The sequence below is a fragment of the Pseudomonas sp. UBA7500 genome, assembly GCF_002478435.1.
Classification (GTDB): Bacteria; Pseudomonadota; Gammaproteobacteria; order Pseudomonadales; family Pseudomonadaceae; genus Aquipseudomonas; species Aquipseudomonas palmensis.
This window is the reverse complement of the sequence record NZ_DLNW01000010.1, coordinates 57,140-79,075: the sequence shown is the minus strand read 5'-3', so window position 1 is coordinate 79,075 and position 21,936 is coordinate 57,140. Positions and strand designations below refer to the sequence as shown.

General features: G+C 68.0%; 12 protein-coding genes. 3 read left to right on the top strand and 9 right to left on the bottom strand.

The annotated features are described in order from the left end of the window. The first annotated feature begins 211 nt into the window (after positions 1–211). The 3 genes from B4I46_RS06720 (at position 212) to B4I46_RS06710 (ending at position 1,646) form a co-directional block, all read left to right on the top strand. Entirely contained in the window at positions 212–577 is a 366-nt protein-coding gene (locus B4I46_RS06720; protein WP_082405726.1) for a DUF2388 domain-containing protein, read from the top strand. A 350-nt stretch (positions 578–927) separates the two neighbouring features. Then, entirely contained in the window at positions 928–1,155 is a 228-nt protein-coding gene (locus B4I46_RS06715; RefSeq protein WP_054915177.1) for a hypothetical protein, read from the top strand. Positions 1,156–1,355: 200 nt separating this feature from the next. Beyond that, positions 1,356–1,646 (top strand): DUF3077 domain-containing protein, encoded by a 291-nt coding sequence (locus B4I46_RS06710; protein WP_052504224.1) that lies wholly within the window; start codon positions 1,356–1,358, stop codon positions 1,644–1,646. On the opposite strand, the gene B4I46_RS06705 is transcribed toward B4I46_RS06710, so the two are convergent. From B4I46_RS06705 to B4I46_RS06665, 9 genes are read right to left on the bottom strand one after another with little or no spacing between them, the layout of a single operon-like run. Further along, positions 1,643–2,440 carry a thioesterase II family protein gene (locus B4I46_RS06705; RefSeq protein ID WP_054915175.1) on the bottom strand — a complete coding sequence of 266 codons (798 nt, stop codon included), beginning with the start codon at positions 2,438–2,440 and terminating at the stop codon, positions 1,643–1,645. The two genes, B4I46_RS06710 and B4I46_RS06705, sit on opposite strands and share 4 nt — an antisense overlap. Beyond that, complete coding sequence (locus B4I46_RS06700) at positions 2,427–4,157, bottom strand: fatty acyl-AMP ligase (RefSeq protein ID WP_286899212.1); 1,731 nt, start codon at positions 4,155–4,157, stop codon at positions 2,427–2,429. Before B4I46_RS06700 ends, B4I46_RS06705 begins: the two co-directional genes overlap by 14 nt. Further along, positions 4,150–4,413: an acyl carrier protein gene (locus tag B4I46_RS06695; protein ID WP_043860793.1), complete on the bottom strand. Its 264-nt coding sequence runs from the start codon at positions 4,411–4,413 to the stop codon at positions 4,150–4,152. The genes B4I46_RS06700 and B4I46_RS06695 overlap by 8 nt, the downstream gene beginning before the upstream one ends. Continuing rightward, positions 4,410–6,227, bottom strand: coding sequence for an acyltransferase domain-containing protein (locus B4I46_RS06690; protein ID WP_286899209.1), 1,818 nt, complete (start codon positions 6,225–6,227; stop codon positions 4,410–4,412). Before B4I46_RS06690 ends, B4I46_RS06695 begins: the two co-directional genes overlap by 4 nt. Next, entirely contained in the window at positions 6,224–8,884 is a 2,661-nt protein-coding gene (locus B4I46_RS06685) for a beta-ketoacyl synthase N-terminal-like domain-containing protein (protein WP_286899207.1), read from the bottom strand. Before B4I46_RS06685 ends, B4I46_RS06690 begins: the two co-directional genes overlap by 4 nt. Further along, positions 8,872–10,362 carry a flavin-containing monooxygenase gene (locus B4I46_RS06680; RefSeq protein ID WP_078481915.1) on the bottom strand — a complete coding sequence of 497 codons (1,491 nt, stop codon included), beginning with the start codon at positions 10,360–10,362 and terminating at the stop codon, positions 8,872–8,874. Before B4I46_RS06680 ends, B4I46_RS06685 begins: the two co-directional genes overlap by 13 nt. Next, on the bottom strand, positions 10,359–13,895 hold the full coding sequence (locus B4I46_RS06675; RefSeq protein ID WP_052504221.1) for an alpha/beta fold hydrolase: 3,537 nt from the start codon (positions 13,893–13,895) through the stop codon (positions 10,359–10,361). The genes B4I46_RS06680 and B4I46_RS06675 overlap by 4 nt, the downstream gene beginning before the upstream one ends. Before the next feature lie 28 nt (positions 13,896–13,923). After that, positions 13,924–15,240: a flavin-containing monooxygenase gene (locus B4I46_RS06670; protein ID WP_043860791.1), complete on the bottom strand. Its 1,317-nt coding sequence runs from the start codon at positions 15,238–15,240 to the stop codon at positions 13,924–13,926. A 34-nt stretch (positions 15,241–15,274) separates the two neighbouring features. Then, entirely contained in the window at positions 15,275–21,856 is a 6,582-nt protein-coding gene (locus B4I46_RS06665; protein WP_286899204.1) for an SDR family NAD(P)-dependent oxidoreductase, read from the bottom strand. Between the last annotated feature and the right edge of the window lie 80 nt (positions 21,857–21,936).

Sequence of the window (21,936 nt, the reverse complement as noted above, 5' to 3'; positions counted from 1 at the left end):
TCTCTGAGGGATAGCACACCGACTGGCAATGCGCCAGCCGGCGGAAGACGGGTATTTACTGAAGGCAGGTCTCGACGGGCAAGTCATACCGGACTTCCCAGCAAATGCCGAGCTCGGCATTTGCGAGTAGCACTTCTCCTCCACGCGATACTCCGCCAGAATGCGCGCACATTTCGATTTTGATGATCGGTCTAACGCATGGAGCGAGTAGGTGCGTCATTTACTAGCGGCAATAGTGCTCGGTTTTTCCTGCTCTCTGCCCGCCTTGGCGGGGGATGGCCGCGCCGTGGAACCCACGTTCCTCGGAGTAATCGTTACCTCGTCTCTGGCCGTGACGCTGTTTCCCGTGACCCTGACCGAGGACGCGGAAGCCAGCAGCCGAAATAGCAGCAAAAACCAGGATAAAAAAATCGTAGACGCCCGCAATGACGCGGCGGCCTATGTGGCAAGCGACGGCGCCATTCTGGGCGTGGAGCTGCAAGCTGCCTTGTCAGCGCTGCGGCCCGCAAGCACGGTAACTACTGAGGACGAGATGCAACTGGCGAAGGCGATCCTGGCCTATCAACCAGCGGACTAAAGTCCTGGCTAAAGCGCCTTTCTCACAACGGATTTGCAATCCGTTACATCCAAACCTCAGCCTTTCCCTATTCCCTGTAGTCTCTTTCCCAATCATACTCCCGCCGCACGCCAGCCATTGCGCCGGCCCTGTCAGCGCTCTAGTCTCCTCCGCGTCGTTGCTCATCAACGACCGGCTTTGACAGGCCGTCCCTGACTCTTGGCGCACGTGCATCCTTTATGGCGGCTGTACGTGGGGCACACTCGTGTGCGCCGAGTTCTAGAGTCCTCGGTCTGTCAACCCGCGTACCGCTGCCACCTTCTTGTTTGACAGCAGGTCTGTAGCAGCCTCATCGACTCTAGAGGTTCATCATGCTCAAGATCGTCCCAGACCCACCGCACCACGCCACCCAATCCCTCGAAGACATCCTCATCCAACTCTCCGAATACTTGCTCTGCGCACAGACCGTGTCGCAGCACGCGGTGCTACTTCATTCCCAAGCCCCCCAGCAGATGCTCAGCCTGGCGGCCGTGCATGAGATAGAACACGCGCGGGGGTTGGTGGAGGTGGCGTTGAGCCGGGTTCAGGCTGTTCACTGATGGGGTAGTAGGGGGCTTGGGTGCTATGCGACCGTGTTGCGGTCGTTCGCGGGTCAAGCCCGCTCCTACAGGGTTTTGTGGTGTGCATTCGGCTACGGCGGTGTCTGCATTCGCTGGCAAGGCCAGCTCCTACAAGGTTATGCGGCGCCTGTAGAGCCCCCACACCTCCTGAAATTGGCAACGCTGCAGGAGCATTTTGGATGGACAAGGATTCGATTGCACCCGCCACAAACGCGGTCAAAACCATCGGCGTCGGCACCTTCGGCGAAGGCGAAGCAGCCTCCAACGCCGACCGGCTGTTCCGCGTGCAACCCGGTCACAATGCGCAGTTCGCGCTGGAACAAGCCGCCGCGCTGATGAGCTGCGTGTACAAGCTCACCCTGCAAGCCGGCACCCAGCAGGACGCCTCGCTGATCTGGGCCGCGCACTGCCTCAGCGGCATGTCAAAAGCCCTGGTCGAGGACGTGGCTCACGCCATGCTCACCGACTAGCCACCCCGCACAGCAGCGGGCGAAGGGCGCCGATGCTGCCCCTCGGCCGCGGCAAGGCCGTCACCGATCACCCGCACCCGCGCCATCACCACCTGCGGCTGCTGCATCACCGCAAAGTGCCCGCCCTCGATCATGCGCAAGCTGAAACCACCCTCGGTCACGCGCTGCCAACAACCCAGCGATTCAAAGCGCACCTGCTCGTCACCCATACCGCCAAACGCATCCACCGGGATGTCCAGGCCGCGCACATGCGTGTGGCGATACCCCAGAATCAACTCCAGGTCGGCCTGCAGTATCGGCACCGCCAGGTCCATCATCGCCTGGTTCGCCAGCACCTCCCGTGGCGTGCCGGCAAGGTTCGCCAGGTAATCGCGCAAGGCCTGGTCATTGAGTGCTGGCAGGCCAGCGCACACGGGCAGCCAGTCCGGGCTCTGGCGAGAAGACACCAGCAGGTGCACGGGCTTGCGCACCCCCTGCGCCAGCAACACCCGCGCAGTCTCGTAGGCGAGCAGGGCGCCGAGGCTGTGCCCGAACAGCACCAGCGGCTTGTCGGGCAACGCCTGGCACTGCTCGGCAAACGCCGCGGCCACCTCCGCTACCGAGCGGGCGAACGGCTCGCGCAAGCGCCGGCTGCGCCCCGGCAGTTCCACGGCGTACAACTCGCACACCCCAGCCGCCGCCTGCTTCCACGCAAAGAAGCTCTGCGCGCTGCCGCCCGCGCAGTGAAAGCAGACCAGGCTGACCGGCGCTTCGGCGTCTGCCAGCCACTGCACCAGCGGCTCAGCGGGTCTCATCGAACAGGTCCAGCTCGCTCGCCAGGTACAGCTGGCGCATCTTCGCGCGCTGGATCTTGCCGCTGGTGGTCTTGTGCATGCTGGTGGGCTGCACGAACACGATGCGGTTGAGGGTGATGCCGTGCTGGTCCACCACCGCGCTGCGTACCACCGCCTTGAGCTGACGCGGGTTGTCCTGCAGCCAGCGCTTGATCTCGCGGTTCAGTTCGATGGCCGCCACCAGGGTCTGGCGCTGCTGCTCGTTGTCGTGGCTGAACACCGCGCAACTCTGCGGGCGCACCTCGTCCAGGGCTTCGATCACGGTGTACTCGATGTCTTCGGGGTGCAGGTTGCGGCCCTCGCAGATGATCAGGTCCTTGAGCCGGCCACACACGTACAGCTGGCGGTCGTCGGGGCCGACAAAACCCAGGTCGCCGGTGCGCAGGTAATCCAGGGGGCTGCCGTCGTCGATCCGCGCTTTGAAACCCGCCTCGGTCGCAGCCGGGTTCTGCCAATAGCCCTGTGCAATGCTCGGCCCGCGTAGCCAGATTTCGCCGATGTGCCCAGGCGTGCAGCGCTTTCGGCTGGCCGGGTCGACGATTGCGATTTCCACTTCCCACGAAGGCTCGCCACACCCCACCAGCTCCTGCGGTGCCCCCGCATCCACGGGCATCACCACCGAGCACACCGGCCGCCCAGGCGGCCCGCCGCTCACGAACAGCGTTGCCTCCGCCAGCCCATAGCACGGCACAAACGCGCTGGCCCTGAAGCCATGCCCCGCATACTGCTGCGCAAAGCGCGCAAGGCTTGCCGGGCGTACCACGTCGGCGCCGTTGAGGGCGTGGGTCCAGTGGGACAGGTCCAGGCCCTGCAGGCGTTCGGCGTCGTAACGCTCCACCGCCAGGTTATAGGCAAAGTTCGGTCCCCCGGCCAACCGCGCCTTGTACCGCGCAATGGCCTGCAGCCAGATCAGCGGCTGACGCACGAAGGTCGCCGGCGCCATGATCACCGTGTGGTTGCCCAGCACGATGGGCAGCAGCTGCCCGAGTATCAGGCCCATGTCATGGTGGTGCGGCTGCCAGGTGACGAAGTCGCTGGTGTGGTCCAGCGCCCAGCTGTCGCGCATCATGCGCAGGTTGGCGGTGATGTTGGCGTGGCTCACCCTCACGCCCTTGGGCGCCGAGGTGGAGCCGGAGGTGTACTGCAAGAAGGCGACGCGCTGTGGGTCACGCTCCGCAGGCCGGGCGAACGCCAGCGGTGCGTCGCAATCGTCGGTAGGGCTCAGCATCGCCAGCGCCGCCGCCGGGGTGCCGGCAAATGCCTGCTGCAGCATTGCCTGTTCGCTTGCGGCCACCAGCAGCAGGCGGCTGCCGCTGTCATGCAGAATGCTCAGGCAACGCTCCACCCGGCGCCGGTTCGGCAGGTTGACGGGGACGGCGATGCGGTCGGCGATCAGGCAGGCCAGAAAGCTTGCGATAAAGTCCAGGCCCTGCGGGAAGAACAGCGCCACGCGATCACCCGGCTCACTCACGGCCTGCAGCTGGCGGGCGATGGCGTTGGCCCGCCCCAGCAACTGCTGGTAGCTGACCTGCTGCTGTTCTTCCCCCTGGTCGTCGAGCAGGGTGAACAGCACCTTGTGCGGGTGCACCCAGGCGCGCAGCGCCAGGCTATCGTGTACCGCCAGCAGGCCGGTTGCACTGGCCAGTTCCTGTGGGGTCAGGCAGCTCTTGTCAAACATGCGCGGCCTCCCCACGGGCGGCAATCGCCGCGATGGCGAGGGCCAATTCGGCGATGGTCGGGTGCTCGAACACCAGGGTCGGCGACAGGCGCAAGCCAAACTGCTGCTCCAGGCTGCCGATCAGTTTCATGCCCGCCAGCGAGCCGAGCCCGAACGCACCCAGGGGCGTATCCAGGTCGATGTCCTCGGGGGGCAGGTCCATTTCACAGCAGATGAATTCGCTGATGCGCGTTTGCAGCGTCTCGACCAGGGTCATGGCGTTGTCCTTGAAGGGCAGAGGGGAGGGCAGAGCAGGTTGAGCAATTGCTCCGTGGGCATGGGAATGGGCAGCTCGGGCCGGCAGCGCCGGCGCCAGCGATTGAACAGCCACAGCGAGGCATCGCCCGGCTGTTGCCATTGGTTGAGGCCGGCGAGCATGTGGGCCTGCAGTGCGCGGCGTGCGCAGGTGGCTTGGGTCGCGGGGTTGGCAGCGTCGCCAAGGCGGTCGCGCAGCGCGGCCTGATCGCCGCCGCTGTCGCTGAGGTAGAAGGCCTGCAACGCCTCGGCCTGTTCGTTGCGCAAGCTGTCGAGCACGTAGCCGGGCGTGCGGCTGGCGAACTCGGGGTAGCGCCAGTCCGTCAACGGGCGATGCTCGGCCTGTGTCATGCCGGCAAGCTGCTGCTGACGCTCGACGGGCAGGCCGGCCTCGCTGCCCAGCAGAAACACGCTGCCGCACACCACGAAATCCACCCCCATATCGAACATCGCCTGGGCGCTGGCAGGGCTGCCGATCAGGCCGCTGGCGCCGATCTTCGGCCCGCAAGGCTTGCGCCGGGCCAGCGCTGCCAGCAGCAGGGGCAGGTGTGTATCGGCAGCAATCACCAGCGCATCGGCGTCAGCCTCCAGCTCATCGATGCACTCGACCCGCACCTGCCAACGCACCCCAGGGCAGCGCTCACGCAGGGGCTGCCAGTGGGCCGGCACCTCGATGCAGGCCAGTGTCTGGTCCGCCAGCCAATCAATCAGTGCCGGATCAGCGCGGCCATGCAGGCGGATACCGAAACGGCCGCCCACCTGCGGCTCGGCACTCAGGCGCAGCACACGGGCCTTCAACTGTTTTTGGTCCAGGCCGTGACTGTCGATCAGCCCCATGGCCCCGTGGCGTGCCAGTTCGCTCAGCAGCGCGGGGGCGTCAGGCGCAATCACCAGCACAGGGCGCGCAGGGGCATTCGACCGCTCAACGGCAGGCTGCTCACGAATAGCCTTGAGCATCCCGCCCAGAATCGCAGGCTGGCCGATCTCGATAAAATCCTCGACGCCCTCGGCCAGCATCCGCTCGACCACCTGCTGCCATTGCACCGGGTGGGTCAGGTGTGTGGACAGTGCCTCCACCAGCCCGTCGCGGGTATGCGGGCGCGCGTGCACGTTGGCGATCACCGGGAATGCCGGTTCGCGAAACGCTCCGCTCATGCGTTGCAGAAAGTCCCGAAACGGTTGCTCCACAGCGGCCATGTGCGCGGTATGAAAGGGCCCGCTCACCTTCAGCGCAATGGCCCGAATCCCCCGCGCTGTGCAGTGTTCCAGCAGGTGTTCAAGGGCTGCCAGCGTGCCCCCTACGATGATCTGTGTGGGGCTGTTGATATTGGCGATGGCCAGGCCTGCATCCGGCCGTTCGTCCAGTAACGCCTGCACCCGCTGCCGATCCTGGCCCAGCACCGCCACCAGCCCGCCGCCCTGCACCTGGGCCATCAACCGCGCCCGCTCGATGACGATGCGCAGGCCCAGGCTGAAGTCCAGCGCGCCGGCAGCGGTCAGCGCCGCGTACTCACCCACGCTGTGCCCGGCCGCAACGCTGGCAACGGCGCCATCCTCACGTGCCGCCAGGTAGCCAAGCCACGACACCACATAGATGGCCGGCTGGGTGAAGGTGGTGAGGTTCAACTGCTGCTCGGGGTCTTCCAGGCACAGACGCTCGATCGAGTAACCCAGCACCGCATCGGCTTCGGCCACCAGCGCCGGAAAACGCGCGAACAACGCCGCGCCCATGCCCTTGCGCTGGCTGCCCTGGCCCTGAAACAGCCACGCCTTCATGCGCCCACCTGCTGGCGCACAAGGTCGAAGGCGCGCATCTGCATGCCCTCCAGGCGCAATGCGCAGCGGCCATCGGCCGTGCACAGGGCCACATCGAAGGTCATGCCCTGGCGCTCGACACTCAGCTGCCGCGCGTCTCGCAACGCCTGGGGATCAAGCGTCAGCGTGCGAATGCGATAGGGCAGGCTGGTGCCCGCCGCCGTGCTCAGGTGGGTCAACAGCGCAGCCCACAGCCGGTAGCCGTCCAGCCCCTGGGGCAGTGTCGCCTGCACACCCTCTGCCGTGACGGGCAACGCCTGCAATACCGGCGCGGCAGCAACCGCAGCCGCGGTCTCGACCTGCAGCAGCACCTGCCCGTTCACACTCACCTGCCAATGCCGTGGGGCGCGGGTAAAGTGCAGCGTGTCGCTTGCCGCAAGGGCAACCGGCGGGCCAAAACACACATCGTGCCAGTGCAGCACGCTGCTTGGCTGGGCCACATGGTCCACCAGGGCGGCCAGCGCCATGCATGAACCCGGCAGCGCCGCGCCAGGCGCCCAGCAGTCGAGCCACGCCTGTGCCGGCGTGGCCGGCGCAGGTGCTGCGACGGCTGCGCTGTACCACACCCGCTCCAGCCGCCAAGGGTAGGCCGGCAAGGGATACTTGTGTGGTCGCGGTTCGTCGCCATACAGCGTGGCCCAGCCTGGGCTCGGCACTTTGCCGGCCACCCAATGTGCGGCCCAGTGCTCGAGCAGTGCACGGTCGGCCCGGCCACTGCCTGCCTCCGGCGCCGGTTTGGCGGTCAGCCCATCAGCGCTGTGCCACCGGGTATCCGAGGGGCGATCAGACGACCCCAGATACGCCCGCAGCTGTTCGAACAACGCCTCGCGACTATCGACCACCACCGCCAGCCGCCGCACCATCGCATCGCGCCCCTCCTGCAGGCTGCGGGCGATGGCTGCAAGGCTGGCCGACAGGCCGCCCGGCAATGCATTCAAGCTCTCCAGCCGTGCCGCCTCTTCAGGCTGCACCGCCGCTTCGCCCACCAGCCGCTCCACCACCTCTTCAAGGCTTACCGCACCGCGCCATGCATCGATGGGTACGTCCAGTTGCAGGGCGTCCAGCGCCTGCTCCAGGCAACCTACAAAATCCTCGGCGTCCATCTTCAGCTCGGCAAGCCGGGTGGCCACACCGTTGCCTGGCATCAGCCCCAGCAGGTCGCGCAGACGTTCGTCCAGCGCCTGGCGCAGCGCGCCGCCGGCATCGGGCAAGGGCTCGCCAAAGGCCGCCAGCAACTGCCGCGCACGGGCGCGCAGGCCGTCTTCATCCTTGGCCGACAGCAGCACCAGATACGGCTGGCCGTCGGGCACGCCAGGGCTGTCGCTCCCCCTGTCGGCAGCCTTGAGCACCACATGCGCATTCACCCCGCCAAACCCGAACGCACTCACCCCGGCCAGCAGCGGTGCATCCTGTTCGCCCATGGAATGCGTGGCATCGGGCAGATAGAACGGGCTGCCCGCCAGCTCGATCTGCGGGTTGAGCGCGTCATGGTGCAGGTTGCCCACCACCTGGCGATGCTGCAGGCACAGCAGGCTCTTGATCACCGAGGCAATCCCGGCCGCGGCTTCCAGGTGGCCGATCTGGCTCTTGAGCGCGCCCAGTGCGATGGGCGTGCCGGCCTCGGTCATGGGCAGGGCGTTCTTCAGCGCGTTGATTTCAATCGGGTCACCCAGCGGCGTGCCGGTGCCGTGGGTCTCGATCATCCGCGCCTGGCTGGGGCAATGGCCGCTCTGCTGCCAGGCCCGGGTAATCACCTCGGTCTGCGCCTTGGGGTTGGGCGCGGTAAAACTGTGGGCACGGCCGCCGTGGTTCTGCGCGCTGGCGCACACCTGGCCGTAGATGAAGTCGCCATTGGCCTGGGCTGCCGCCAGCGGCGCAAGCACCAGCGCGGCCACCCCTTCGCCGCGCACATAGCCGTCGGCACTGGCGGCGAAGGTCTGGCAATGTCCGGCATGGCTGAGCATGCCGGCCTTGCCGAAGGCGATGAACAGCTCCGGCCCCAGCAGCAGGTTGACCCCGCCCACGATCGCCAGCTCGCATTCACCGTCCTGCAGTGCCTGCCGGGCACGGTGCAGTGCCACCAGCGAGCTGGAGCAGGCGGTGTCGATGGCCTCGCTGGGGCCGTGCAGGTCCAGGCAGTACGACACCCGGTTGGCGATGGCTGTCAGCGCAATGCCGGTGCCGCGCCAGGCATCACTGGGCACGCCGTCGCGGCGCATCAGCGTGGGGTAGTCGGCATGGCCCACGCCCACGAACACCCCCACCCGCCGTTTGGCCAGCTGGCCCGGCGCGTAGCCGGCATCTTCCAGCGCCGCCCAGGCCGCCTGCAAGAACAGCCGTTGCTGCGGGTCCATGCCTTGCGCTTCGCGGGGCAGAATGCCGAAGAAGCGCCCGTCGAAGCGGTCGACCCAGGGCATGAAGCCGCCGCGCTGGCAGTAGGTGGTCTCTTCCCCGGGGTTCAGCGTGCTGTCGTGGTCGCGCCAGTTCCAGCGCTCGGCCGGCACCTGGCCGACCGCATCGCGGCCTTCGCGCAACAGCTGCCAGAACGCGCGCAGGTCTGGCGCCCCCGGCAGGCGAGCGCTCATGCCGACCACGGCGACCGGCGTCACGACGGGCATGAGACCGGCTCCCGCTCTTGGACGTGGTGTGCGGCGCTGCTGGCGTCATAGGTGTGGGCGATGCTCAGCAACGGGCTCTGGCGATTGCCGGCCTGGGCCCGCTCGCGACCCTGGCGCAGCTCCTTGGCCAGGTAGTGCAGGTAGGTGGGGCCGTGCATCTCGTAGTTGTTGCGTGGGGTGGCCAGGAACTCGCGCTCGATCACCTTGCGCTCGGCGGCAATGTGCGCGCGCTCGGCCTCGGCCCCGGGGCGCTGGTACGCACCGGCAAAGTAGTCGGCGGCCACCTCGGCCTGGCGCTCCATCATGTCCAGAAAGCCCCAGGTCACGGCCTGGAACACGCCGATGAAGGCAAGGTTCGGCACCTCGGGCAAAAAGATTCGCTGGTACAGCGGAATGCGGTTTTCCTCGATCTGCAACAGGCTCTGGGGCAAGAACGGGAAGTCGGTGTGATAGCCCGTGGCGTAGATCACCGCGTCCACTTCCAGGCTGCTGCCATCCACGAAGTGCACGGTGTTGCCGTCGATGCGCTGCACCTGCGGCACCACCTTGAGCTTGCCGTCGCCCACGCGGTTGGCGAAGTTCTCCGACAGCGTCGGCAGGCTCGACATCATCAGGTGGTCGGGCTTGGGCATGCCCAGTTGCTTGCGCTTGGCGATCAGCAGCTTGTACAGGCCGGTGAACATCAGCCCGGTCAGCGGGTAGGGCAGAAGCTTCTTCACCCACCAGTCGTTGAGTGGGCCCATCACCTTGTCCACGCGAATGCCGAACAGGTAGTGCGGCAGCACGTACACCCCACGGCGCAGCGACAGGTAGGTCATGCGTGCATCGTGGCTCACGTCCACGGCAATCTGCGCGCCGCTGTTGCCCACGCCCACCACCATCACGGTCTTGTCCTGGTAGGGGTGGCGATAGCGATAGTGCTTGGAGTGGATGCTGTCGATCCGGGCAGTGGCTGCGTAGTCCGGCAGGTTGGGCGTGTTGTGGTGCCCGTTGGCGACCACCAGCGCGTCGTAGTGGCGTACTTCGCCCGAGCCCAGGGTCACCCGCCAGGTGCCGTCGGCCAGGCGCTCGGTGTGCTGCACCGGGCACTCCAGGTGAATGCTGTCGCGCAGCGCGAAGTGCTCGACGAAGCTGTCCAGGTACGCATGCACCTGGCGGTGCGAGGGGAAGTCCGGGTAATGCGACGGCATGGGGAAGTCGCTGAACTGGTACAGGCCCTTGGGCGTGTTCATGTTCATGCTGTGCCACACCGAAGTGTGCTCGCCCGTGTGGTCGAAGGCCCAGATACCGCCGATGCGGTCGCGCTTGTCGAAGCAGTCGAAGGCGATGTGCTTGCGCTTGAGCGCGCGGGCCATCGACAGGCCGCCGACCCCGGCGCCGACGATGCACACCCTGGGGCCTGGCCCGGTCAGCGGGCGAATGGCGGCCACACCCGGTGCGGCGTGGCTTGGCGAGTTGACGCGAGTGTGCTCAGTCACAGGTTGGGTCCTTTTTTTTTAGGGTGGGTGAGGCTCGACAGAAACTGCGCAGTGCGCGTATCGCCCAGGTGCCGGTTGTGTTCGGCGCAGTCCTGCAGCACGCCGTCCACGCCCCGGGCCAGGGCCCGGCGCAGGTTGGCGACCATCAGGTCGATGCTGTCGCGGTCGATGTTCAGCGGCGGCAGGTAGCGCAGGCAGTGGTTGTGGATCGGGCACACGGCTGCCGCCACCCCGCCTTCGGGGTCGCGCAGCAGGCTGCCCCACAGCAGGTAGCCGAAGCTGCGCTCGACAAACGCCGGGGTGCCGGCCAGCTCCAGCTCCACCGTCAGCAGCAGGCCCTCGGCGCGCACTGCGCGAATCAGCGGGAACGCCCGTTGCAGCTCCAGCAGGCGCTGGTGGAAGTACTCCCCCTGCGTTCGCGCATGGGCCAGCGCACCCTCGCGCTCCAGTGCCTGCAGGCAGTTCAGCGCCAGGTGCGCGCTCAGCTGGCTGATGCCGCGCCCCTGCAGGTCGGCCACGCGCTGCGGTTGTCGCTGGGCGCCAGCCTGGGTCACGGCCTCGCTGCACAGCACCACGCCCATCGGCAGCAGGCTGTCGCACAGTGCGCTGCCCAGTGCCACGATATCCGGCTGCGGCACCTGTGCCTGGCTGTGCAGAAAGCGCCCGGTCATCAGGTTGGTCTGGGTTTCGTCGATGCCCACCAGGTAGCCGCCGGCGTCGCGATGGCGCTCGATCATCGCGATCAGGTGGGGCGGCACCGGGCGCGAGGCATTGGCATCGACCTGGATCGTCTCGAACCACACCAGGGCAATTTCGCCGCTCAGCAGGTGGCCCTGCAACTGCGCCTCGGCGTCTTCGGCCAGCGGGTCGATGAACACGGTATGCGCATGCAGTGGCTCGAACGGCGCGCGGAAGATATCGAAGCCCGGCGTGTGCGAGGCCGCGGCGCTGAGCATCGAGAACCCCAGCCCGCCGCTCAAGCACAGCAGTTTGTGACGCTCGCCCCTGGCCGCCAGCAGGCCGAGGGTCAGCGCGGCCTCCACGGCGGTGACGTTGCTGGAGGCCGGCAGCGCCATCGGCAGGCCGGTGTTGTGCTGCAGCAGGCCTTGCAGCTCGCCCCAGTAGTCACGCCGGGTGTCGTGCTGGCGCGCGACCTGCTCGATCACATCCAACGGGTTGAGGCCGCGCGGGCAGGTGCCCACGTTGACGAAGCAGTCGATGATTTCCCGCGAGGGTTCGCCATCGTGCATCAGCCGTGAGCGCACCCCGCGAGCCTCGTGGAAGCGCCCATCGAAGCCGTGCATGCGGGCGATCTTCGCGTACCCGCGGTTGCCGTAGCACAGGTGCGCCTGGTAGGTCGCTTCGCTGCTGCTGGCGATGCGGCGCAGTTCGCGTTGTTCATCCACGCTCAGCCCGGCGGCGAACTGCGCCATCAGGTGTTCGAAGGCCAGCTTGAACGGCAGGCCGAAGTTGCTCATCACATGGCGCACATAGCTTTCGTTGGGCGTCATCAGCCACGGGTTCTTCACCCGTTCATGTACCAGGCAGGCGCCCAGCGGCGCCTGGAACCCGCTCAGGCCCTCGCCCAGCACGATCAGGTCGGGGCTTTCGCACAACGCCAGCAACGGCCAGTGCCCGGCCTGCCGGGCAGGCTCCACCACCAGGCTGAGAATGCCGCTGCCGGCCAGCTCGCGCAGCCAGGCATCGCAGGCCTCGGCGTTGGCGTCGGCGGCCTGGATGCAGGCCACCGCCGCCAGTTGCTCGGGCCCATGCTGGCGCTGGTAGGCCAGCGCCTGGGCAAGGCTCGCCACCACCCGGATGCCGGGTACCAGCGCACTGGCATCGGCGCGCTGCAGCGGGTTGAAGTAGCGCGCCCAGTAGCCGCTGTCGTCGATCAGCAGCAGTTCGCCCTGGCCGTCGGGGGTGCGGTTGCGTGCATGGTGGCGGGCCAGGCGCAGGGCCGCATCCAGGGCTTCCTCCAGCGAAGTCATGAAGTAGCTGCGGTAATCGGCAGGCTCGCGCTTGCCGCGCTTGGCCAGGTGATTGAGCAGCAGGGCGGTCTGCGCGGCGGGCGCCGACAGGATCGCGCAGTGGCCCTGTTCGCCCTGGCGCACGTAGTCTTCCAGCGTCTGCAGGGTGTGCGCGGTGGCCGGCTGAAACACCGGGGGCACGGGGCGCCGGGCTGGGCCTTCGGGGGTTGGCAGGTTGTGCAGGAACTCCAGCAGCAACTGGTTGTAGCGTTGGTGATGGGTAAAGCCCAGCAGGTGCCCGGCGCCCTGCACCTCGATCAGTTCGGCATGCGGCACGGCGTTGGCGATCAGCGCCGAATAGGCCGGCGGCTGATAGGCATCGTCGCTGGCGCAGATGATCCTGCACGGGCAGTGCAGGTTGCCCAACTGCGGGCGCAGGTCGAAGTCGCCGATCACCTGCTGGTAGGCCGGCAGCGCTGCCATGTTCCATCCGCGGTTGAGGGTCATGAAGCGCGGGCTTTTCTGCAGCTCGCCCATCAGTACCGGGAAGTTCGACGCGCCTTCGCTGAACGGCGAACTGACGCTGATGCACAGCCCTGCGCAGCGGTGCGGTTGGGCCAGGGCAAAGGCCTGGGCCAGCACGCCGCCGAACGAATAGCCGATCACCGGCAGCGGCTGGTCGATACCCAGCTGATCCAGCAGCACCACGATATCGGCCACCAGGTGCGCAATGTCGAACGCAGGCGGCAGCTCGGCCTCGCCGCAGCCGGGCAGGTGCAGCATGATCAACCGGTGCCCGCGCCCCAGCGCCTGCAGTTGCAGGCGCCACATCACGTCGTACTGCATCACCAGCCCGCCCAGCATCAGCACCGGCGTGCCGCTGCCATAGGTCGCGCATTCCAGGCGCGGCGCGCCGGGTCGGTGGATCTGCACCCGCGTGGCCTGCTGGCACAGGCTGAACTGTTCGTCGAGCAGGGCCTGGCTGGGCTCGTACTCGTTGCTCACTCGCGTGCCCTGGACCACCGCCGGGGCAGCGGGGGCGAGGTGCTCATAGCGTTGCCACAGCGCCTCGATGCTCAAGGGGCCTTGCGTAGCGGGTGTGGCCACTGCGCCGGCAGCCACGGGCGCAACCACCTGCGCCATCGGTGGCGCCGCAGCCACAACCGGTGCGGGGGCGGGCAAGGGCGCACTGTCGCCGTAATGCTCCAGCAACTGCCCGTGATGGTTGGCCAGCAGGTAGCCGCAGAAACTCTGCAGGTTCTGGAATTCGAAGAACACCGTCGGTGGCACGCTGATGCCGAAGCGCTGGGTGAACAGCGTGCCGATTTCGGTGGAGGCGATGGAGTCCAGGCCATAGTCCATCAATGCACGCGTGGGCGAAAAGTCCGCCGGGTCTATCTTCAGCACGCCCAGCAGCAGATCGCGCAGGTCCTCCAGCAGGCGCTGCTCCAGCGGCGGCGCGGCGCCGGCATCCAGGCTGTCGAGCAGCAGCAGCGCCTGGCGCGCACTCAGCGCGCCGGCGTCCGGGTCGCCCGTCAGGGGCAGGTGGGTCGGTTGGTTCATGGTCGGTTCCCCGGCGTGTCGTCGATGGTCAGGCGCTACGCGCCAAGGGTGGCGAGGGCTGCAGCCGCGCGGTCAGAAAGTTCACGGCCCGGATGAACTTCCACAGGTCCACTTCGTGGGCGTGGCGCTGGGTCTGCATGAAGCGCTGCTGGCCCAGGTCGAGCAGCTGCGGCTGACGCTTGATCTGCTGCACGGTGTGCCAGGCCGGGCTGCGCAGGGCACGGGCCTGCAGGTAGGCGGCCACGAAGCGCCCGGTCATGTTGGCCAGGTTGCCGATGCCCGACGGCGTGTTGAGGTAGCCGACGAACACCAGGTCGTCGTGCTCGGCCGGCAGCATGCGCAAAAACAGCGAGTCGAAATCGCGCTGCCAGTCGAAGGTCTGCAGCGGCAGAAACGGCAGGTCGATGCCGTAGCCGGTGGCCCATACGATCAGGTCGATGGTGGCCACGCTGGCGTCGCAAAAGTGCACCTGCTGGCCGTCGAAGTGGCTGATGTCGGGCTTGGCCTGCACATCGCCATGGCCGATGTAGTAGAGAATCTGCGAGTTGAGAATGGGGTGGCATTCGCGAATGCCGTGGTCCGGTGCGGGCAGGCCATAGTCGCGCCCGTCGTAGCCGGCGAACTTGAAGCTGCGCTCCACGTGCGCCCAGTATTCGTCCTCGTCGGCAAATTTCGGCGCCTGGTCCATCAGCCATTCCTGGGTCGGCTGGCCATCGATGAACTTGGGCATGTAGTGGTAGCCGCGCCGGGTCGAGTGCAGCGCCAGGCTGGCGGTTTGCGCGGCGTCCACGGCAATGTCGCAACCGGAGTTGCCGCCACCCACCACCAGCACGCGCTTGCCGCGAAACTGTGCCGAGCTGCGGTACGCGCCGGCATGCAGGGCCTGCCCGCTGAAGGTGCCGGGGTACTGCGGCACCTTGGGCGTGCCGAGCAGGCCGTTGCATACCACCACCGCCTCGTAGCGGGCCTGGCGCCCGTCGTCGAAGCTCAGCAGCCAGCCGTCGGCGGTCTTGTCCATGTGGGTGACGCGGGTGTTGAAGCGGGTGTGCTGCTGCAGCTGGCAATGCTCGGCCAGTTGCGTCAGGTAGTCGAACACCTGGGTGTGCCGCGGGTAGTCCGGGTAGTGCTCGGGCATCGGGAAGTCGGCGAACTGGGTGTTGCGCTTGGAGCTGATCAGGTGCACCGCTTCATACATTTTCGAGGCCGGGCCGTCGGGCTGCCAGTTGCCGCCGAAACGCGCGGTGGCCTCGATGATCTCGAAGGCCAGGCCCACTTCGCCGAGGGCCTTTGCCACGCCCAGGCCACTGGCCCCGGCGCCGATGATGGCGATAGTCGGCTGCTGCATTGCATCACTCCCTTGAAGGTGGAAACAGGCGAATTCAGAGCATCGAGCGCAGCAGGTCGCGGGCCTGTTGCTGGCTGATTTCCCGGCGGGCCAGGCGGTCGAGAATGTCTTGTGGCGTCACCGCGGGCGCAGCGTGCGGTGGCGCCGGCAGCGGTGGGCTGCTCACCGTGGGCGGCGTACTGATCCAGTAGCGACGACGCAAGAATTCATAGCCGGGCAGCGGCACCTTTCGCCACGCCTGGGTCGCCGCTGGCGGCGTCGCGGGCAGGTGCGCATCGAGCCAGGTGCGGGCCAGCGCCGCACACTCGGGCGCAGGGGCCGGGCCACTGAGCAGCACCCGTGCTTCGTCGCCCGGCGGGCTCATCAACCATTCGCTCAACTGCCGGCGCAGCGCATCGAAGTCGTCGGCCACCACGGCCAACCGTGCTTGCTCGAACGCCTGGCGCCCGTGCAGCAGGGTGCTGGCGACATCCCGCGTGGTGAAGCAGCGCAGGCCCAGGTAGTGCTCGGGGTGCTGCGGTGCCAGGGCGTGTTCATGCTCCAGGCAGTCGACAAAGCGCTGCAGGTAGCTGCGCAGTTGCCCGGCGCTGTGCGCGCTGAATACAAAGGCCTGGGGGCCGGTGGGCGCGGGTGGCGCTTGCAGCGGGGCGTCCTCGATCAGCACATGGGCATTGGCGCCGCCGGCCCCGAACGAACTGATGGCGGCCACCCGTGGCAGGCCATCTGCAGGGTCCGGCCAGTCGGCCAGGCGCTGCTGCACCACGAAGGGCGTGTTGCTGAAATCGATGTTCGGGTTCAGCGGCTGGGCATGGATGGACGGCGCCAGTTGCCGGTGCTTGAACTGCAGCAGCACCTTGGTCAACGCGGCCATGCCGGCGGCCGATTCCAGGTGGCCGATATTGGCCTTGATCGAGCCGATGGGGCAGCGCCACTCGCTGGGTACCTGGGCGGCCAGGGCCTTGCCCAGGCCGCGGATCTCGATCGGGTCGCCCAGGCTGGTGCCGGTGCCGTGGGCCTCGATATAGCCCAGCCTGGCGGCAGGTAGGCCCGAGCGCTGCAGGGCGCGGCCGATCACCTGGGCCTGCGCTTCGGCGTTGGGCACGGTATAGCCCGAGGTGCGCCCGCCATGGTTGAGCTCGCTGCCACGGATCACCCCGTACACGTGGTCGCCGTCGCGCAGGGCCTGGGCCAGCGGCTTGAGCAGCACCACGCCCACGCCTTCACCCGGCACATAGCCGTCGCCGCCGGCACCGAAGCTGCGGCACTGGCCCTGGGTGGAGGCGAAGTTCAGCTCGCACAGCATGCGGTACTTGTACGGGTGCAGCGACAGGTTCACCCCGCCGGCCAGGGCCAGCTCGCAACTGCCGCTGCGAATCAGGTCGCAGGCCAGGTGCAGGCTGGTGAGCGACGACGAACACATGCTGTCGACGGCGAACGAGGGGCCTTCAAGGTCCAGGCAGAACGACACGCGGTTGGCGATCGAGGCATACGAGGAGTTGGTCAGGGTCGCCGGCCGCGCGGGCCAGCTCGACGCACCATAGAACTGGTACTCGCCGTACATCACCCCCGCGACCACCCCCACGCGGCGTCGCTCCACGCCCGGCTGGCGCGGCCCGCACAGGCTCTGCGGGGTGTAGCCGGCGTCTTCCACGGCATGCCAGGCGGTTTGCAGAAACAGGCGCTCCTGCGGGTCCATGCGCTCGGCGTCGCGCGGCGAGATGCCGAAGAACAGCGGGTCGAAGCAGTCGAAATCATCCACCAGGCCGCCCCAACGCGCATACAGCTGGTCGTCGCCGCCCGGTTGCTCCCAGCGCGAGGTCACTTCGCTGATCAGGTCATCGCCGGCCGCCAGGTGCTGCCACAGCGCCTGGGCATCGCGTGCGCCGGGGTATCGCCCGGCCAGGCCGATGATCGCGATGTCCTGGCGTTGGGTGTCGGCAGTGCCCTGCGTGACCACCGACAGCGCGGGTGCTGGCGGCTTGACCACCACGGGGGCCGGTGCCAGCCGGGCGACTTCGGCCGGGTGCTCGCTGCCGAGCAGGGCGGCCAGCTCGCGCAGGCTGCGCACTTCGAACAGCACGGTCTTTGACAGGCTGGCGAAGTGCTGTTCCAGCCGGCCGTTGAGTTCCATCACCAGGATCGAGTCCAGGCCGAATACCTCCAGCGAGGTGTCGGGGTCGACCTTGTCCAGCGGCGTGGCCGTCACCTCGGCCAGTTGACGGGTGAGGTAGTCGAGCAGGCAGGGCGCGTCGCTGGCCGCCTGCGGCGCGACCTGCACGGGCGGGGCAGGCGGCGCCTCGATGCCGAACAACCGTGCAACCGCGTCGCGCTTGCCGCACACCGGGATCAACACCGCTTGCGCCAAGGCGAGGCAGCGCAGGAACGTGGCCACCCCCTGATCGCTCGGCAACAGGGCCAGGCCATGGCGAGCCAGCCATTGGCGCACCGGCGCCGGGGCCTGCATGCCGTTGTCGGTCTGCCACAGTGGCCAGGCAATCGACAGCGAGCGGCCCTGGCGCTGGCCGCTGGCACAGCGCTGCTGGCGGGCCTGCACGAAGCGGTCGAGCCAGGCGTTGGCCAGCGCGTAGGCGCTCTGCCCGACATTGCCGTACACCCCGGCCAGCGACGAGCACACCATGAACAGTTTCAGCGGGTCATCGGCGGTGGCTGCATCCAGATGGCGGGCGGCCAGGGTCTTGCCCTGGAGTACGCTGGCGCGCTCCTGGGCAGGTTGGCGCAGGAAGAACCCGTCCTGCAGAACCCCGGCGCAGTGAATCACCCCGTGGCAGGCGCCGTAGCGCTGGCGAATGCTGGCCAGGGCGGCGTGCAACGAGTCGGCATCGGCGCAGTCGGCCTGCCAGTAGGCGGCATCGTCGGCGCCCAGGTGCGTGAGGCGCTGCAGCCATCGGGCAGCGTCTGCATCGAGGGCGCGACGGCCCAGCACGGCCAGGCGCAGGCCGCCGAGGCTCGCCAGCGCTTCACTCAGTACACGGCCGACGGCCCCCAGCCCGCCGCTGATCACCAGCACATCGCCGGCGCTCAGTTGCGTCGGCGCTGTGCCGGCACCCGGGGTGACAAAGCGCAGGCTCGCCACGCGGCGTTGCCCTTCGCACAGCGATACCCGGTTGACACCGTGCTGCGCAGCCGCAAGCAGTTCGTGCGCCAGCGCTTCACGCTCTGCGCTGCCGGGCTGGTGGCTGGTTTCGATCAGGCTGGCGCTCAGGCTGGGGATCTCCTGCACCACCGAGCGCAGCAGCCCTTCAAGGGCACTGACAGGGCCGGGGTGCAGCACGATCCGGGTATGCAACGCGGGGGTGCTCTGGCCCTGGCACAGGTGGCGCAGCAGGTCTGCGGTAGCCATTGCGGCGTCCAGCCCTTCGCCCAGGCCGGCGTCCTGGCTGCCGGTGCTGCGCAGGTCGATCAGCAGGCGTGCGGGTACCTGCTGCTGGCTGGTCAGCAGGCGCAGCAACAGGTCGATGTGGCGCGCATCGCCCAGGTCGGCCTCGACGGTGCGTGGTGAGGTGTAGTGGAACTGCTGCGCGGGTACCAGTCGCCAGGCGGCGTCACGCAGTTGCGCGGGTAACTGGGCGAAGGCTTGCGGGTCGTCGCACAGCAGCAGTGTGGTTGGCATCGGCCCGGGCACGGCCGGGGCGGCGGGCTGGTGCTGCCAGTAGGGTTCGAGCAGATGCACGGCATGCTCGGGGTCGACGCGGTACTCGCGAAAGGCAAAGGCCTCGATGTCCATCAGCACCTGGCCGTCTGCATCGAACACCCGGAAGTCGTACAGGCGCATCTGGCTGCCCTGGGCAGCACGCGGGCGCACGTGCACGAAGCAGCGCTCGGTCAAGGGCCGGTAGCCGTGCAGGGCCTGGCAGGCGTAGGGCACGAAGGTGGTGTCGATCTGTGCATTGCCCTGGGCGGCGGTGACGAAGGCGCTTTGCAGCACCGCATCGAGCAACGCCGGGTCCAGCGTGCTCAGCGGTTCGCCCTGGCGCTGCTCGGGGCGCCAGTGCAGTTCGGTAAGCGCCTGTTGCTCGCCCAGCCACGCGCCGGCAATGCAGCGCAGGGTGGGGCCGTAGGCGATGCCCAGGCGCTCGAGGGTGGGGTACAGCGCGTCGAGGGCCAGCGGCCGGGTGCACTCGCTGCGCACCTGCGCCAGGCTTGGCAGGCTGTCGGCGGGCACCTGCACGGCGCGGCACTCGCCACGAAAGCTCGGGGTGGGGTCACTGGCCGGCAGCGGCTGGAACGCCAGGCGCACACCGTCGTGGGTGCGTTCGCTGCGGCATTCGATGCTGCGCTGCTGGCCGGGCTCGACACGGATCGGGCTGGCCCAGGTCAGCTTGTGCAGGGTCAGCGGCAGGTCCAGGCCGTGGCGGCGCGCCTGGTTGCAGCACAAGTCGATGTAGGCGGCGGCGGGCAGCACCGGCTGGCCCTGCACCACATGGTCGCGCAGAAAGAACTGGCCGGCATCCAGGTGCAGCTGGGTGCTGGCGTGGGGCGCGGCCGACGCCACACGCGGCACCCAGTAGCGGTCCCTGGCAAAAGGGTAGAGCGGCGCGGCCAGTGGGCTGGGCGGCTGCGGCCAGAAGCGGCCCCAGCGGGCGAGCGTGCCGTCTACCCAGGCCGCTGCCAGTTCATCGGGGGCGCTGGCGCTCAGCTCGCGCGTTGGTGTGCCGGGCAGCAGCCGGCCCTGATAGCCCCCCGGCATCGATTGCACGAAGCGCTCCAGGCCAGCCTGCAACTGCGTCAAGTCGGCAGCTACCAGCGCGAAGCGATGGTCGAACGCCGGGCGGCAGCATTGCAGGGTGTAGGCGAGCTGGTTGGCCGATGCGTCGGGGTGGCGTTGCAACCAGGCCAGCAGGGCGGCGGCCTGTTCGCGCACTTGCGCTTGGCTGCGCGCCGACAGCGGGTACACCGCCGGGCCCGTGCTGGCGCTCGACGGTGTGGGTTCGGGGGCCTGTTCGACAATCACATGGGCATTGGCGCCGCCAGCGCCGAACGAGCTGATGCCGGCGCGGCGCGGGCCGTTGTCGCTGGTCCAATCACGCGTGTCACGCACGATCTGCAGGTGGCTGTGCTCAAGCCCGGCGTCGGGGTTCAGCACCCTGGCATGCAGCGACGGCGCCAGGCGCCGGTGCTGCAACTGCAGCACCACCTTGCTCAGCCCGGCCATGCCGGCGGCCGCTTCCAGGTGGCCGAAATTGGCCTTGATCGAGCCGACATGGCAGGTCGCCGAGTGTTGCCCGCCCAGTGCCTGCCTGAGCCCTTGCAACTCGATGGGGTCGCCCAGGCGCGTGCCGGTGCCGTGGGCTTCGATGTAGCTGATGCTGGCGGCCGGTACCCTGGCATCGGCCAGCGCCCGCTCGATCAGCGCGGCCTGGGCACCGGCGCTGGGCACGGTGTAGCCGTTGGTGCGCCCGCTGTGGTTGATCGCACTGCCCTTGATCACTGCCAGTATCCGGTCGCCGTCGCGCCGGGCCACCTCGAGCGGCTTGAGCACCACGGCCGCAACCCCTTCACCGGGCACGAAACCGTCCGCCTCGCTGCCGAACGCATGGCAACGTCCGGTGGGCGAGAGCATGTGCTGCTGGCACAACTGCACGTACTTGGCGGGGTGGGTGTAGAGGTTGACCGCACCCACCAGCGCTGCCCGGCACTCGCCCTTGCGCAGGCTGTCGATGGCGCTGTGCAATGCCGTGAGTGATGACGAGCAGGCGGTGTCGATGGCCAGGCTCGGCCCGCACAAGTCCAGGGCGAACGATACCCGGTTGGCCACCGACCACGGCAGGCCACTGGGGATCGCCGGTTGCCCGGCCTGCCACAGGGCAGGGCCGAGCAGGGGGTAGGTGTTGCTGGTGATCCCGACGAACACGCCGACATCCAGCGCACCCTGGGCGCCGCGCAGCAACTGGCCGCGCTCGCCCAGGTGGCCGCTGTCTTCCAGGGCATGCCAGGCGCATTCGAGAAACAGCCGCTCCTGCGGGTCGAGGCAGGCGGCTTCACGCGGGGCGATGGCGAAGAACTGCGCATCGAACCGATCGATATCGGGTAGAAAACCGCCCCATTTGGCATAGCTCAGGCCGCTGCTGCGGGCGTCGGTGCCCGCGGCGAAAAAACCGTCCAGCGGCCAGCGCTCGGCGGGTATCTCGCTCACCGAGTCGACACCCGCCAGCAGGTTGCGCCACAGCGCATCCAGGTCGTCGGCACCGGGGAAGCGGCCATGCAGGCCGACAATGGCGATATCGCCAGCGGGCTCCTCGTTGCACGACGCCAGGGGGGCAATCGAGGGCCAGGCCTCGACGCCTGCGGCCGGTGGGGGCGGGCTGGGCGGGCGGCCCTGCAGGTAGCTGGCGCTGGCCTGCGGATGCTCGCGCAGCAGGTGCGTGGCAACGTCGCGGATGCAGCGGCAGTCGAACAGCAGGGTCTTGTTCAGGTCGGCGAAGAGGGGCTGGATCAGCTCGTTGAAATTCAGGATGGCCAGCGACGTGAGGCCGATCTCGTGGAAGGGCGCATCGTTGTACAGGGTGTGGGCCTCGACACCGGTCGCCTGCTCCAGCAGTTGACGCACCAGATCCATCAAGGCGGCGTGCGAACGGGCTTCCTCGGTATCGAGCATCTTCAATTCCTGAATAAAAGTTGACAGGCGACGGGCAGGCACACAGAGGCCGACGCCGCGGTGGCGTCAGCCTTCAAGTG